The sequence below is a fragment of the Streptomyces sp. MB09-02B genome, from assembly GCF_033794485.1.
Classification (GTDB): domain Bacteria; phylum Actinomycetota; class Actinomycetes; order Streptomycetales; family Streptomycetaceae; genus Streptomyces.
The window spans coordinates 1-14521 of the sequence record NZ_JARGEE010000233.1; the positions used below are offsets into that span (position 1 = coordinate 1).

The window sequence follows — 14521 nt, forward strand, 5'->3', positions numbered from 1 at the left end:
GAAAAAACACAGGAACCGGTGCGGACCCTCGCCGTTCGCTGCCTGGAAACGGACCGCGTGGCCCGCCCCCGGCGCCGGTACGGTGCCCAGCGTGCCGCCGACGGGTGAAGTCGCCAACTCCAGGAACAGGCCGTGCAGTTCGGCGAGGTCGGGGCGGGCCGTCGCGTCCTTGTCCAGGCAGCGATCGGCGATGGTCCGCAGCGGTTCGGGTACCGCGTCCAGCTTCGGTGCCTCGAACATGACCTGGTAGCCCGCGAGATAGGGGCTCTCTGCCTTGAACGGGCTGTGCCCACTGGCCGCGTACACCAGCAGCGACCCCAGCGAGAACAGGTCCGACGCGGCGGTGACGTCCCTCGGTGAGCGCAGCTGCTCCGGTGACATGAACGGCGGGGTGCCGATGACCCGTCCGGTCACGGTGAGCGGCAGATTGTCGCCGGCGCGCGAGATGCCGAAGTCGATCACGCGCGGGCCGTCCTCGGCCATCAGGACGTTCGCCGGCTTCAGGTCCCGGTGCACGACCCCCGCCCGGTGGATGTCCCGCAGGGCCTCGACGAGCCCCAGCGCGAGGCCCCGGATCCGGGCGCCGCCCAGCGGCCCCTCCGCACGCACCAGGTCGGCGAGTGTCGGGCCCGGGACGTACTGCGTCGCCATCCAGGGCCTGGCCGCCTCCGGATCGGCGTCCACCACGGCGGCCGTGAACGCCCCGCTCACCCGCCGTGCCGCCGAGACCTCCTGGCGGAACCGGGAGCGGAACTCCTCGTCGTCGCGGTACTGGGCGTGCACCAGCTTGATCGCGACCAGTCGTCCCGACGCGGACCGGGCGCGGTAGACGACGCCCATGCCACCCGCGCCGAGCCGGTCCTCCAGGACGTACTCGCCTATGACGGTGGGATCGTCGTCCCTCAGCGGCATTTCCCACCACGCTCTTGTCCGTACGGCAGCCCCGCACGGAGCAGCCTAGGCGATCCGTGCGGGGCCGCCCGACCAGGGGCACCGGGGAGGCCGGTGCGACCGGTGCGACCGGTGCGGACCGGTGCGGTTCCTCGTCGGAGCCCCGGGCAATTTCGATGGCTCCCTCGGACGCGACCCGTTACCGTCCCCCCATGGCAATGACTCATGGCACGTGCACGGACCGGTTCGCCGCGGTGCGCGAGGCGTTGGCGGCCTCGCTGGACGACAAGGACGTGGGTGCCTCGGTCGCCGTGTACGTGGACGGTGAGCCGGAGGTCGACCTCTGGGGCGGGTACACCGACGCCGACCGCACCGTTCCGTGGGAGCGGGACACCCTCACCCACGTGTGGTCCACCACCAAGACGATGACGGCCCTGTGCGTGCTGATGCTCGCCGACCGGAGCGAACTGGACCTGCACGCCCCGGTGGCCACGTACTGGCCGGAGTTCGCGGCGGCGGGCAAGGAGGACGTACGCGTGCGCCATGTGCTCTCGCACACGGCCGGTCTGCCCCGCTTCGAGGCTCCCACGACGCTGGAGGACCTGTACGACTGGCCGACCGTCACCGCGCGGCTCGCCGCGCAGGCACCGGCCTGGAAACCCGGCACCGAGGCGGGCTACCACGCGATGACCCAGGGGTATCTGCTCGGGGAGATCGTCCGCCGGGTCACCGGCCGCAGCCTGGGCACCTTCTTCGCCGAGGAAGTGAGCGGACCGCTGGGCGCCGACTTCCACATCGGGCTCCCCGCCGAGCACGACCACCGGGTGGCGCCGATCATCATGCCGCCCTCCTCGCCGACCGGGGACGGCCCGCCGCCCAACCCGGCCATCCCGGACGGCACTCCCAACACGACCGCCTGGCGCCGGGCCGAGATCCCGGCCGCGAACGGTCACGGCAACGCCCGCTCGGTCGCCGCCGTCCAGTCGCTGCTGTCCTGCGGCGGCGCGGCGCGCGGTGTGCGGCTGCTGTCGGAGCAGGGGTGCGAGCGGATCTTCGAGGAGCAGTTCGACGGCGTCGACAGCGTCCTGCGCGTCCCGATGCGCTACGGCATGGGCTACGGCCTGAACGGCGGCCAACTGCCCAACCCGCGCACCTGCTTCTGGGGCGGCTGGGGCGGCTCGCTCGTGGTGGTCGACCTCGACGCCCGGATGACCGTGGCGTACATGATGAACCGGATGATCGACGGCGGCCTCGGCGACGAGCGGGGCTTCGCGATCCTCGCGGCGGCCTACGAGGGCCTGTCGGCCTGAACTCCCGCACTGCACAGCCGAATCGGCGGCACCACCCCACCGGCCCCGGGAGACCTCCCCGGGGCGGAGTGGGAGTCCTGCGAGGCCCACGTCCTCCGGGCCTGCCGGTGATCGGTCAGGCGGGCGACGAGCCCCGGCCGGGAATCAGCGAACCCCGTCGGGGTTCGTCCGGCTGCCAGCCCAGGGCGCGGGAGATTCCGCGTGCCGCCACCCGTACGGCGGGCGTCAGCACCGGGACCTGGGCGCCCGCTTGGGGCACCACGACCGAGACGGCGGCGACCACGGCCCCGCCCGGTCCGCGCACGGGGGCGGCCACCGACAGCGCGTCCTCGGTGACCTGACGACTGCTCACCGCCACGCCCGTGCGCCGCACTTCGGCGAGCACCCGGCGCAACCGGGGCGCGTCCGTGATGGTGTACGGCGTGAAAAAGGCCAACGGCCCCTGGCAGTAGGTCTCCTGGGAGGCCGTGTCGCCGTGTGCGAGGAGCGCCAGGCCCACGCCCGTGGCGTGCAGGGGCCAGCGTGCGCCGACCCGGATGTGGACGCCGACGGCCGAGCGTCCGGAGAGCCACTCGATGTAGACGACCTCGTCCCCGTCGCGGACCGCGAGCTGCACGTTCTCGTGCGTCGCCTCGTACAGGTCCTCCAGGTAGGGCAGCGCGATCTGACGCAGCGCGAGCCCGCGCGGGGCGAGGGCCGCGAGTTCCCAGAGCCGGAGCCCCACGTGGTAGATCCCGCACGCGTCCCGCTCCAGGGCGCCCCACTCGGTGAGCGCGCCCACCAGCCGGTGGGCCGTGGTGAGGGTCAGCCCGGCCCGGCGGCTGATGTCGGTCAGCGAGAGCGCCGGGTGGTCGTGGTCGAAGGCGGCCAGCACGGCGAGCAGCCGGTCGGGAGCGGAACGGGCGGCCCCCGGCGGAGTGCTCTCCGGCGCGGGCTGCCGGGGCACGGGCCCCGGCGCCGGGAGCGCGTCGGCGGTCATCGGCATGGTGTCACCCCAGTCCGGTCTCGGCGATCTTCTGCAGCAGTGCGTGGAGCGTCTCGCGCTCGGCGGCGTCGAGGGGCTCCATCAGTTCGTCGGAGACCCGCTGTCCGGCCTCGTCGGTGTCACGGAGGAAGGACCGGCCGTCGTCGGTGAGCAGGACGATCCGGCTGCGGCGGTCGTCGGGGGAGGGGCGCCGCTCGGCGAAGCCCAGCTTCTCCAGGTCGTCCACCAGCCCCACGATCGCGCTCGGGTCGTAGCCGAGCGAGGCGCTCAGCTCGCGCTGGAGGGCGCCCGGTGACGTGGCCAGGAAGCGCAGGAGCGCGTAGTGCCGCAGCCTGAGGCCCGACTCCTGGAGGGACGAGTTGAACAGCTGCCCGGACCGCAGCCCCAGCCGGTACAGCAGGTAGCCGGTGTCCGCGTGCAGCCCGCGCATCCACGGCTCGTGCGCGTCGATGGAGGCGGCGTCCTGCGTCTGCTGGCGGGTGATGGCGGGCTCCCTGGTCCAGGGCCTGTCGTGCGGGATCAGGCCTGCGCCCCGGGCGGGGCGGCGCGTACGTACGGCCCCAGCATGACGCAACGCCCGGGGAACAACAACTATTGACGTCAACAACTATTGCTCTTAACTTCGATTTCGAAGCAGTACCGCGAGAGCGAAGTGCCCGCACTTCGCTCTCGAAGCCGCACCGCCACTCGAAGGGACCCCCTCGTGCCCAGCATCGATCTCACCGGCAAGGTCGCCGTCGTCACGGGCAGTGGCCGTGGCCTCGGCCTGGCCTACGCACAGGCCCTCGCCGCCGCCGGCGCCTCCGTCGTCGTCAACGACATCGACGAGGCCGTGGCCGAGGCGGCCGTGAAGTCCATCACCGAGGCGGGCGGCAAGGCCGTGGCCGAGGTCGTCCCCGTCGGCACGACCGAGGCCGCCGACCGGCTGGTCGGTCGCGCGGTGGAGGAGTTCGGCCGCCTCGACATCCTGGTCACCAACGCGGGCATCCTGCGCGACAAGGTGCTGTGGAAGATGTCCGACGACGACTTCGACGCGGTGATCACCACCCACCTCAAGGGCACCTTCACCTGCGCCCGCGCCGCCGCGATCCGTATGCGCGAGCAGGGCGAGGGCGGCTCGCTGATCCTCGTCGGCTCCCCGGCCGGACAGCGCGGCAACTTCGGCCAGACCAACTACGCCGCCGCCAAGGCCGGTATCGCCGCCTTCGCCCGCACCTGGGCGATGGAGCTGGGCCGCGCCAACATCACCGTCAACGCGATCGTCCCGGTCGCCGCCACCGCGATGACCGAGACCATCCCGGTCTTCGCCCCGTACGTGGAGGCCCTGCGCGAGGGCAAGCCGTTCCCGGACTTCCTGCGCAAGGGCGAGGGCTTCGGCACCCCCGAGGACTGCGCGGCCCTGATCCCGTTCCTCGCCTCCGAGGCGGCGCGCGGGGTCACCGGCCAGGCCATCGGCATCGGCGGCGACAAGGTGGCACTCTGGTCGCACCCGCAGGAGATCAAGACGGCGTACGCGAACGGCGGCTGGACCCCCGAGGCCCTCGCCGACGTCTGGCCGACCTCGCTGGGCGCCGAGCCGCAGACCGTGGGCATCCCCGCCCCGAAGATCCCGGAGGCGTGATGAGCCAGGCCATGAACGTCGAGGAACTCGTCGCGATCGACGTCCACACGCACGCGGAGGTGTCCTCCAAGGGCAACTCCTCCCTGGACGACGACCTCCACGACGCCTCCTCCGCCTACTTCAAGGTCGAGGGCAAGCGCAAGCCCACCCTGGAGGAGACGGCCGCCTACTACCGCGAGCGGAAGATGGCCGCCGTGATCTTCACGGTGGACGCCCAGTCCGCGACCGGCACCGAGCCCGTCCCCAACGAGGAGGTCGCCGAGGCGGCCGCCGCCAACGCGGACGTCCTGATCCCCTTCGCCTCCATCGACCCCTTCCGCGGCAAGGCCGGCGTCAAGCAGGCCCGCCGCCTGGTCGAGGAGTACGGGGTCAAGGGCTTCAAGTTCCACCCCAGCGTCCAGGGCTTCTTCCCCAACGACCGCGCGGTGGCGTACGCCCTCTACGAGGTCATCGAGGAGACGGGCACCATCGCCCTCTTCCACACCGGCCAGACCGGCATCGGCGCGGGCGTCCCCGGCGGCGGTGGCATCCGCCTGAAGTACTCCAACCCGCTGCACGTGGACGACGTGGCCGCCGACTTCCCGCACCTCAAGATCATCCTGGCCCACCCGTCCTTCCCCTGGCAGGACGAGGCCCTGGCGGTCGCCACGCACAAGCCGGGCGTGCACATCGACCTGTCCGGCTGGTCGCCGAAGTACTTCCCGCCGCAGCTCGTGCAGTACGCGAACACCCTCCTCAAGGACAAGGTGCTCTTCGGCTCCGACTACCCCGTCCTCACCCCCGACCGCTGGCTCGCCGACTTCGAGAAGCTGTCGATCAAGGACGAGGTCAAACCGAAGATCCTCAAGGAGAACGCCGCCCGTTTGCTCGGCCTGACGAAACCGTAGAGGACGCAGATGGACCTCCCCATGTGCAACGACGGACAGGGGCACAGACATGCGCAATGAGGGACTGGGGTCGTGGCCCGCCCGCCGGGCCCGCAAGACCCCGCAGCGCACCGCGCTGATCCACGGCGACACGCGCCTCACCTACGGGGAGCTGTACGAGCGCACCACGCGCCTCGCCCACGCCCTGCGCGCCGCCGGCGTCCGCCGTGGTGACCGCATCGCCTACCTGGGGCCCAACCACCCCTCGTACCTGGAGACGCTGTTCGCCGCGGGCACCCTCGGCGCGGTCTTCGTCCCGCTCAACACCCGCCTCGCGGGCCCCGAGATCGCCTACCAGCTGGCGGACTCCGGGGCCAAGGCCCTGGTGTACGGCGCAGGGTTCACCGCACTCGTCGCCGGACTGCCGGGCGGCGAGACCGACGTGCGCACGTTCGTGGAGATCGGCACCGAGTACGAGGCGCTGCTCGCGGGAGCGGAGGCCGAGCCGATCGACCAGCCCGTCACCGCCGACGACACCTGCCTCATCATGTACACCTCGGGGACCACGGGCCGCCCCAAGGGCGCGATGCTCACCCACGGCAACATCATCTGGAACGCCGTCAACGTGCTCGTCGACCAGGACATCATCACCGACGAACGCGCCCTGGTCTCCGCCCCGTTGTTCCACACGGCCGGGCTGAACATGCTCACCCTGCCCGTGCTGCTCAAGGGCGGCACCTGCGTCCTGGTCGAGGCCTTCGTCCCGGAGGCCACCTTCGAGCTGATCGAACGGCACGGGATCACCTTCATGTTCGGCGTGCCGACCATGTTCGACCAGATCGCCCGGCATCCACGCTGGGCCGACGCCGACCTGTCGTCGCTCAGGATGCTCTCCTGCGGCGGCTCCCCGGTGCCGACCCCGCTCATCGCCAGGTTCCAGGAACGCGGGCTCACCTTCCTCCAGGGCTACGGCATGACGGAGGCCGCCCCCGGCACGCTCTTCCTCGACGCCGAGCACGCCGTCAGCAAGGCCGGGTCGGCGGGCGTACCGCACTTCTTCAGCGACGTACGGGTCGTCCGCCCCGACATGACCCCCGTCGACGTCGACGAGCCCGGCGAGGTCGTCGTCCGCGGACCGCATGTCATGCCCGGTTACTGGGGTCTGCCCGAGGAGACGGCCGCGGTCTTCGCCGACGGGTGGTTCCGCAGCGGCGACGCGGCCCGCGTGGACGAGGACGGCTATGTCTTCATCGTCGACCGCATCAAGGACATGATCATCTCCGGGGGCGAGAACATCTACCCCGCCGAGATCGAGGACGAGCTCCTCGCCCACCCCGACGTCGTCGAGTGCGCGGTCATCGGCGTACCCGACGACAAGTGGGGCGAGGTGCCGCGCGCCGTGGTCGTGCCCCGGGAGGGCAGCGTCCTGGACGCCGACGAGGTGCTGGCCTCACTGGCCGGGCGGCTCGCCAAGTACAAGATCCCGAAGTCGGTGGTGATCGCGGACGAGCTGCCCCGCACCGCCTCCGGAAAGCTCCTCAAAGCCCGGGTGCGCAAGCGCTACGGCACCAACTCTTAGCTAAGGAACGTCCAATGAGCATCACCGTGAACGGTATCGACGAGCTCAAGAAGCTCGCCGGCAGCGACCTCGGCGCCAGCGAGTGGATCGAGGTCACCCAGGAGCGGATCAACACGTTCGCCGACGCGACCGGGGACCACCAGTGGATCCACGTCGACCCCGAGAAGGCGGCCGAGGGCCCCTTCGGCGCGCCGATCGCCCACGGGTACCTGACCCTGTCGCTGTTCATCCCGCTCTTCACCGAGCTGCTGGACGTCGAGGGCGTCTCGACGAAGGTCAACTACGGCCTGAACAAGGTGCGGTTCCCGTCGCCGGTGAAGGTGGGCTCGAAGATCCGGCTGGTGGGCAAGCTGGCGTCCGTGGAGGACGTGCCGGGCGGCGTCCAGATCACCGTCGACGGGACGATCGAGATCGAGGGGGCACCGAAGCCGGCGGCCGTGCTGCAGAGCCTGTCCCGTTTTTACGCCTGAGCGCCGTAGAACCTGAGGGGCGTGGAGGACTGCGGACCGTCGTGGCCGGTCGCGCAGTTCCCCGCGCCCCTTCAGGTCGGCGGAAGCTCAGCCTCCCACCACGTCCACGAAGACCGGGTTCGAGTAGAACCACGTGTCCTCCCACGGGTCGCCGTCGCCGGGGGCGTGGGGGATCGGGCCGTGCGGATCGATGGACGCACCCAGGTAGCCCGCCCCGTTCCGCTTGCCGTCGCTGCCGCGCAGGCGGAGGTAGAAGGATGCGTCGCCCGCCGTGACCGGGACGCGGAGGGTGTACGTGCCCTTGCGGCCGCTCACGTCCTTGGTGTGCACGACCCTCGTGTCCGGGGCCTTCCAGGCGTCCCGGTCGGTCACCGGACCGCGCACCGCACCCCGGATGACGTCCACGTGGGCCAACTCCGGCAGGATCCCCTGCGGGTTGGCGCGGGACGCGGTCGTCACCGTCACGTTCAGCGTGAGCCGCTCGCCCTTGCGGACGCGCAGCCGGCCGCCCAGGGTGACACCCCGGCCGTGGTCACGGTCGCGCTTGACCCGGACGTCGAGGCCGTCGAGAAGGTGGCCGTGGTCGAGCCAGACCCGGCCCGCGCGCAGGCCCGCCATCACCGAGCGGTACCCGTGGCGGGTGACACCGACGTGGGTGCGGCTGAACTGGCCTGGCCAGAAGTCGCTGCCCGGCTGCGGGGTGTCGGTGTTCACCGGGTCGGGCAGCTTGCCCGTGTTGTCGAAGTTCTGGCCGGCCGGCCAGTCACCGTTCTTCCAGGTGTCGAAGACGATCCGGTGGGCGTCGGAGTTGGTGGTGATCGAGAACAGCCGGCCCTCGGCCAGCATCGCGTCCCACAGCCCGCCCACGGTCGCCGTCGACCAGTCGAAACCGCCGTACGTGAGGTACGCCTCCTCCGGATAGCCGGGCCAGGACTGTGCGGAGGGCTTGTTCTCGTACTCGCCCCGGATCGATGTCGTCCCCCGCCAGCCGGGGATGGCCGCGCCCTGGGCGCCGGGCGCGCCCTCCATGCCGATCATGATCTCGGGTGCCGCGTCGCGCCAGTTGCGCAGCTCGTGCGGGGAGTCGATGCCGAGGCGCAAGGGGTGGTTGGCGAGGACCAGCACGTCGTCGACGTAGCCCGAACGGCGCTGCTGGGCCAGCCACTTGATCGCCTTGACCGCGTGCGCCTCGTTGCGGGCGGTGTCCGTGCCGCCCACGGACCCGTCCGTGTAGCCCAGCAGCTTGCCGTCGTAGGCGCTCTCGAAGCGGGTGAGCAGGTCGACCTCGTGCCGGCCGGGGGTGGTGAAGACCGTGCAGTGCTCGGCGGCCGGGATGTACCACTCCAGGCCCTGGAAGATCAGCTGGCGGGGGTTCTCGGCGCGGGCCCTCAGGATCTCCTTGTGCTCCAGCGCGGCACCGAAGTCGGCGTGCCCGAAGTTGGCGTGCTCCGTGAACACCATCCAGTCCAGGCCGAACTTCGCGCCCTCCGAGGCCAGTTGGGAGAACGTGTACTTGGCGTCGTGGCTGTAGACGGTGTGGATGTGGTGGTCGCCGACGAGGTAGGCGAGCCGCGGGTCCTCACCTCCGTACGGGCGGGAGGCGGCCGAGGCCGGAGGTGTCAGGGCGCCCGTCGCGCCCATCGCGAAGGCGGCACCGAACAGGCCTGCGCCCCGCAGGAGCCCACGGCGCGACACCCCCTGCGCGTCCAGGTCGGCGGCGGAGACGGACGGATCGGCCCAGGAGGGCAGATGCTGCTCGGGTGTGCCGGACAGGTCGGACATGGCTGTGGTTCCTTCGCGTCTCAGTGGTTCATGAACGACTTGACGGGCAGCGCCCGTTCGACGACGCGGACGTCACCGAGGCGCCCGTGCAGGATCTGGTCGATCTTCCCGGCGTACTCGTAGCCCCCGAGGATCCAGGGCAGGCCGACCGAGGCGAGCCCGACGGCGGTGGCCTTCGGGTTGCGCACGACCGGGCAGCCCTGGACGTAGAGCGTGGTGTGCCTGCCGTCGTTGACGACCGCGAGGTGCCACCACGTCTCCAGCGGGGTCTCCTGGCCCCAGTTGGTCGCGATGCCCTGCTGGTTGAGCGGGCGCACGGCCCACTGCGGCTCCCGGTCGTTCGACAGCGACAGCGTGGCGAGCGGCTCGTCCGGGTCGTCGGCGGTCTTGCCCGCGGCGCCGCCCGTGCCGGTCCGGCCGAGGAGACCCGCCCACGCGTGGTTCGAGGGGTTCCAGTCGGCGGGCAGCCGGTAGAACGCCTCGATGGTGTAACCCTCCCTGAAGATGGCCGAGTTGAGGGGGGCCTTGTCGACCGTCCGCAGGTACGCGCCTGTCAGCGGGGGCTTGCCGCCGTGGAACTCCAGGCTGCCGTGACCGGGCTGGTCCGGGTGGTGGTCGGCGGACCAGGTGAGGGAGCCGCCGCCGACGGTCACGAGCGTGAGGTCGTTGCCGTGTCCGGAGCGGTCCGGGACGGTGCCGCCGACCTTCGCCCCGTCCTCCTGGCCGTCGAATCGCCAGTAGGCGACCGTGCCGGGTATCAGCATCTTCGACACCGGCCGCGACGCCCGCGCGGGCACCGGCGCGAAACCGGCGAACCGCTTCTCGAAGTCGATCTCGACCGTGAACCGGTCGGCGTCGCCGGAGAGTTCGCTCTCCTGGCGCTCCAGTTCGTTGAGCCCCTTCGCCGCCCGGCCCAGGATCCACGGGGAGACCGTCTCCACGTCGATGGTGTTCCGGTCGAGGTCGAACCGGTACAGACGGATCATCGCCGCGCCGCCGAAGTACCGGTTCTGGTAGTTCGTGAGGTGCAGATGGACATCGTTGTCGGCAGCGTTCTTCCGGGTCGCCCGCGCCGCCGGCCAGTAGTGCCCGTTGAGGGTGAGGAAGATCTGGTCGTGGTCCTTGACCAACTGGTCCCACAGCGTCTGCCCGTACGAGGAGAGGGAGTCGTCCCCGTCGACCAGCTCGTGCGTGGTGAGGACGACCGGTGCCCTCGGATGCCGGGCCAGGACGTCCTTCGCCCAGGCGAAGCCCTTCGCGGAGAGCCGCCAGTCCAGGGCCAGCACCATCCACTGCCGGCCGCCCGCCTCGAAGAGGTGGAAGGAGTTGTAACCGTCCGGGGAGGCGCCCCCGAAGGTCGGCCGCCCCTCGAAGCGGTCGGGTCCGAACACGTCCAGGTACGGGGTCGGCCCCCGCTGGTCGCCGGTGGAGGAGCGCACGTCGTGATTGCCCGCGAGGACGCTGTAGCCGACGCCCCTGCGGTCGAGGAGCCGGAAGGCTTCGCCGATCGCCCCCATCTCCTGCGCGGTGCCGTTCTGGGTGAGGTCGCCCAGGTGGGAGAGGAAGACGATGTTCTCCTCCCGGCCGTGCTCCAGCAGATAGCGCAGCGACGCCTCGACGGGCGCCCTGTCGATGCTCGGCCCGTCGAAGAGGTACTGGGTGTCGGGCATGACGACGAGCGTGAACCGGCGGCTGTCCCGGTCGGGCCGACGGCGGTCGGTGGAGGTGGCGGAGACCGGGGCCTCGACGGCGGCCTGCGCCGCACCGGCCGCCGGGAGCACGGCGGCCGCCGCACCCATCAGCGCGGTCGCCCGCAGGAAGTTGCGTCGGCCGGCGCCGGCCTGCGGGGCCGCCCCGCCCTGGTCGTGCTCATGCGAAGTGCACACGTGTGCTCCGTGGGAAGGTCCGTGGGTGAAGGGGAGGGGGGTGGGTTCAGAGCGCCCGCAGGGTCCACGACCAGCGGTGGACACCCGGGGGAACGAGGTACGACGGCGAGGTGTCGGGACCGCACGACGCGGTGCCCAGTCCCCGGTGCGCCGCGTCGATGTGGACCACACAGCCGGGCCGGGGCACCAGCTCGTCGTGGTGGGCGACGGCCGTCAGGTCCGCCGCGCGGTGCCGGGTGACCGACACCTGCCGGGGGCCGTCCAGCCGTACCGCAAGGACGTGGCCGCCCCCGGAGAGCGTGAAGTGCCGTACACCGTGCCGGCCTCCGCTCTCCTGCGGACGCAGATATGGGGTGAACAACGCGTCCACGGGGGCCGCGTGGTGGCCGACGGGCGCCCCGGCGGCCCGGTCCGGGTAGCTCTCCCAGGGGCCCTGCCCGTACCAGGCCATGTCGTCGAGACCGCCGACGGTCTCGAACACCGTGCCGACCCGGGCCACGTCCGTCAGCTCCTCGGGCAGCACGGCCGTCTCCTCGACGAGCACCCGGCCGTCCACCAGCGCCGTGAACGCCTGCTCGTGCTCGACGACGCCCGCACCCGTGGTCCAGCGGGAGCGGACCCGGACGGTCGAGCCCTTGCGCTCAACGGCGACCGGCTCCCGCTCCATACGGTCCAGGCCCAGTTCGCGCCAGCGCTCGGCCGTACCGCCGAGGACGTCGTTGTCGGTGGGGGCACGCCACAGGCTCAGGACCGGCGCGGAGGCGAGCAGCGGGTGCAGCAGCAGCCCGTCCGGGTCCGTCTCCGGCGGCGGGATGTGCCCGAGATCCTCCTCGGCGCCCACCACCGGCTCGCCTTCCTCCGCCGGGTACCACTGGACCTGCGGGCAGCACACCTCGGTGCCGCGCGGCGCCCAAGGCTCGTCGTCGGCTGTCGTCACCCGCAGCGTCAGCCAGATCTCGCCGGCCCCGCCCGCCACCTCGGGCCGGTCGATCACCGCCGAGCCACCGGGCGGTACGTCCGGCAGCTGGGCCGGAAGCGTCCAGGAACCGCCGTCGGCCGCCGCGAACTCCCACTCGGCGGCCAGCCACGAAAGGTCGCGGAAGTGCTGGCGGTTGTGCACCCGCAGCACCCGCCAGGTGCCCTCGCCCTCCACCGACAGCCGCACCGGGGCGGCGATCTCCCGGTGCTCGAACATCACCGGCTTGGGCGTGCGGTCGGGGAACACGACCCCGTCGGCGATGAACGCGCCGTCGTGGATCGACTCGCCGAAGTCCCCGCCGTAGGCCCAGCGCAGGCCGGGCCCGGCGACCCCGTTCCCGTACAGCCCGGCGCCCCCGCGCCCGGCCGGTCGTCCGTCGTTCACACGCTGGAGGATGCCGTGGTCCCAGAACTCCCAGATGAACCCGCCCTGAAGACCCGGGGTCGCCTCGATGGCGGCCCACGTGTCGGCGAGGGTGCCGTTGCTGTTGCCCATGGCGTGCGAGTACTCGCACTGGATCAGCGGCCTGGTCTGCTCGCCCGACAGCGCGTGCGCCACACAGTCCTCGATCGGCGCGTACATCGGGCAGGCGATGTCGGAGGCGTCGTCCGTGGCCGCCCAGTCCAGCTTCGCCGCGCCCTCGTACTGCACCGGCCGGGTCGGATCGTGGCGCCGCAGCCAGCCCGCCGCCGCGTCGTGGTTCGCCCCGTAGTCGGACTCGTTGCCCAGCGACCAGACGATCACCGACGGATGGTTCTTGTCCCGCAGGACCATGCGGGAGACGCGGTCCACGAAGGCGTTCAGATAGCGGGGATCGTCGGCGATCTCGTGGGCGTGGTCGTGCGATTCGATGTCCGCCTCGTCCACCACGTAGAAGCCCAGCTCGTCCGTGAGGTCGTAGAGGGCCGGGTCACCCGGATAGTGGGAGGTGCGGACCGCGTTGAAGCCGAACCGCTTCAGCGTCAGCAGGTCCGCGCGCATGTCCTCGTACGACACCGTCCGCCCCGTCAGCGGATGGAAGTCGTGCCGGTTCACGCCCCGGATGTAGACGCGCTCTCCGTTGACCAGCAGGTCCCGGCCCCGGATCTCGACGTCGCGGAAGCCGACCCGGTGGCGCGAGGTGTCGGCCACCGTGCCGTCGGCGCGGTGCAGCCGGACCGTGAGGTCGTACAGCTCGGGGGTCTCGGCGTTCCAGGTCCGTACGTCGGGGACGACCGTGCCCAGCCGGACCTCGCCGAGGAAGTCGGAGACCCGCTCGTCCTCGGCGTTGAGCCGGTCGAACTCGCGATCCCGGGACAGCTCCAGGCCGTCCAGCTCCGGACCGTCCAACTCCCCGCTGACGTACCACCCGGCCGGCAGCGCGCCCGTCGCCGTCCCCGCCGCCGCGCGCACCCGGCAGTCCACCCGCAGCTCCCCGTCGCGGCGGGCCCGCACGGTCACGTCCGCGAGATGGAGCGGATCGGTGGCGTACAGCAGCACCGGGCGGGTGACGCCGCCCAGCCACCACTGGTCCTGGTCCTCGATGTGCGAGGCGTCCGACCACTTCACCACCGTGAGCCGCACGGTGGCCCGCGCCCCGGCCCGGACCAGTCCGGACAGGTCGAACTCGGCGGCCAGGTGGGAGTCCTTGGAGAGCCCGGCGGGCCGCCCGTCCACATGGACGAGCAGCACGCTCTCGGCGGCGCCGACGTGCAGGACGATCCGGCGCCCGGCCCACTCGGCGGGGATGACGACCTCCCGCTCGTAGACCCCGGTCGGGTTCTCGGGCGGGCAGTCCGGCGGGAACTGGCCCCACGGCATCCGGACGTTGGTGTACTGCGGCGGGTCCTCCGCCACGTCGAGGGCCCAGGAGCCCGGGAGTTCGGCCCAGGACCACCCGGGCCCGGGCTCCCGCTCGGGCGACGCCAGCAGCTGGAACCGCCACCGGCCGTCCAGCGACACCGCCCCCGCACGCCGGTCCACGGCGTTCATGGGCAGCCGCCCCCAGGAGGTCACCTCGGGTGCGTTCCAGGGGCGCAGGGCGAAGAGTGCGTCGGTCATGACCGTTCCGAAGTCGGGGGTGACAGGGGGGAGGGGACAGGCCCTTTCCCTAAAACACATTTCCAACCCAACGAAACAGGAAAAAACCTGGTTTCCCGTTTTCTGCTGAAAA

11 protein-coding genes are annotated in these 14521 nt (G+C 71.6%); 5 read left to right on the forward strand and 6 right to left on the reverse strand.

The window, feature by feature from the left end; genetic code table 11:
* Positions 1–912: serine/threonine-protein kinase (locus P1P70_RS27760; protein ID WP_319242412.1), on the reverse strand; the 912-nt coding region annotated here is incomplete at its 3' end.
* Positions 913–1103: 191 nt separating this feature from the next.
* Between P1P70_RS27760 and P1P70_RS27765 the strand changes: the two genes are divergently transcribed.
* Positions 1104–2201 (forward strand): serine hydrolase domain-containing protein, encoded by a 1098-nt coding sequence (locus P1P70_RS27765; RefSeq protein ID WP_319242414.1) that lies wholly within the window; start codon positions 1104–1106, stop codon positions 2199–2201.
* Positions 2202–2316: 115 nt separating this feature from the next.
* On the opposite strand, the gene P1P70_RS27770 is transcribed toward P1P70_RS27765, so the two are convergent.
* The gene (locus P1P70_RS27770) at positions 2317–3186 is read right to left on the reverse strand and encodes an IclR family transcriptional regulator (protein WP_319242416.1); all 870 of its coding nucleotides are present in this window, start codon (positions 3184–3186) and stop codon (positions 2317–2319) included.
* Positions 3187–3190: 4 nt separating this feature from the next.
* A complete protein-coding gene (locus P1P70_RS27775; RefSeq protein ID WP_319242429.1) occupies positions 3191–3616 on the reverse strand; it encodes a MarR family transcriptional regulator in 426 nt (141 codons plus the stop codon).
* A gap of 273 nt (positions 3617–3889) precedes the next feature.
* Between P1P70_RS27775 and P1P70_RS27780 the strand changes: the two genes are divergently transcribed.
* Genes P1P70_RS27780 through P1P70_RS27795 form a run of 4 tightly spaced genes read left to right on the forward strand, consistent with a single transcriptional unit; the run spans position 3890 to position 7722 of the window.
* Positions 3890–4807, forward strand: coding sequence for an SDR family NAD(P)-dependent oxidoreductase (locus tag P1P70_RS27780; RefSeq protein ID WP_319242418.1), 918 nt, complete (start codon positions 3890–3892; stop codon positions 4805–4807).
* Positions 4808–4818: 11 nt separating this feature from the next.
* Entirely contained in the window at positions 4819–5694 is an 876-nt protein-coding gene (locus P1P70_RS27785) for an amidohydrolase family protein (RefSeq protein WP_319242431.1), read from the forward strand.
* 49 nt (positions 5695–5743) lie between these two features.
* Positions 5744–7252, forward strand: coding sequence for a long-chain fatty acid--CoA ligase (locus P1P70_RS27790; protein ID WP_319242420.1), 1509 nt, complete (start codon positions 5744–5746; stop codon positions 7250–7252).
* 14 nt (positions 7253–7266) lie between these two features.
* The gene (locus P1P70_RS27795; protein WP_055712181.1) at positions 7267–7722 is read left to right on the forward strand and encodes a MaoC family dehydratase; all 456 of its coding nucleotides are present in this window, start codon (positions 7267–7269) and stop codon (positions 7720–7722) included.
* 87 nt (positions 7723–7809) lie between these two features.
* On the opposite strand, the gene P1P70_RS27800 is transcribed toward P1P70_RS27795, so the two are convergent.
* Genes P1P70_RS27800 through P1P70_RS27810 form a run of 3 tightly spaced genes read right to left on the reverse strand, consistent with a single transcriptional unit; the run spans position 7810 to position 14409 of the window.
* Positions 7810–9504 (reverse strand): PHP domain-containing protein, encoded by a 1695-nt coding sequence (locus P1P70_RS27800; protein ID WP_319242423.1) that lies wholly within the window; start codon positions 9502–9504, stop codon positions 7810–7812.
* Positions 9505–9524: 20 nt separating this feature from the next.
* Complete coding sequence (locus tag P1P70_RS27805) at positions 9525–11390, reverse strand: LamG-like jellyroll fold domain-containing protein (RefSeq protein WP_319242425.1); 1866 nt, start codon at positions 11388–11390, stop codon at positions 9525–9527.
* A 46-nt stretch (positions 11391–11436) separates the two neighbouring features.
* Entirely contained in the window at positions 11437–14409 is a 2973-nt protein-coding gene (locus tag P1P70_RS27810) for a glycoside hydrolase family 2 TIM barrel-domain containing protein (protein WP_319242427.1), read from the reverse strand.
* Positions 14410–14521 lie beyond the last annotated feature (112 nt).

What these genes read in the sequence shown, in the direction of transcription:
- P1P70_RS27775 (WP_319242429.1), bottom strand. Translation starts at nt 3,616, where the DNA reads ATGCGCGGGCTGCACGCGGACACCGGCTACCTGCTGTACCGGCTGGGG.
- P1P70_RS27800 (WP_319242423.1), bottom strand. Translation starts at nt 9,504, where the DNA reads ATGTCCGACCTGTCCGGCACACCCGAGCAGCATCTGCCCTCCTGGGCC.
- P1P70_RS27770 (WP_319242416.1), bottom strand. Translation starts at nt 3,186, where the DNA reads ATGCCGATGACCGCCGACGCGCTCCCGGCGCCGGGGCCCGTGCCCCGG.
- P1P70_RS27810 (WP_319242427.1), bottom strand. Translation starts at nt 14,409, where the DNA reads ATGACCGACGCACTCTTCGCCCTGCGCCCCTGGAACGCACCCGAGGTG.
- P1P70_RS27765 (WP_319242414.1), top strand. Translation starts at nt 1,104, where the DNA reads ATGGCAATGACTCATGGCACGTGCACGGACCGGTTCGCCGCGGTGCGC.
- P1P70_RS27790 (WP_319242420.1), top strand. Translation starts at nt 5,744, where the DNA reads ATGCGCAATGAGGGACTGGGGTCGTGGCCCGCCCGCCGGGCCCGCAAG.
- P1P70_RS27785 (WP_319242431.1), top strand. Translation starts at nt 4,819, where the DNA reads ATGAACGTCGAGGAACTCGTCGCGATCGACGTCCACACGCACGCGGAG.
- P1P70_RS27795 (WP_055712181.1), top strand. Translation starts at nt 7,267, where the DNA reads ATGAGCATCACCGTGAACGGTATCGACGAGCTCAAGAAGCTCGCCGGC.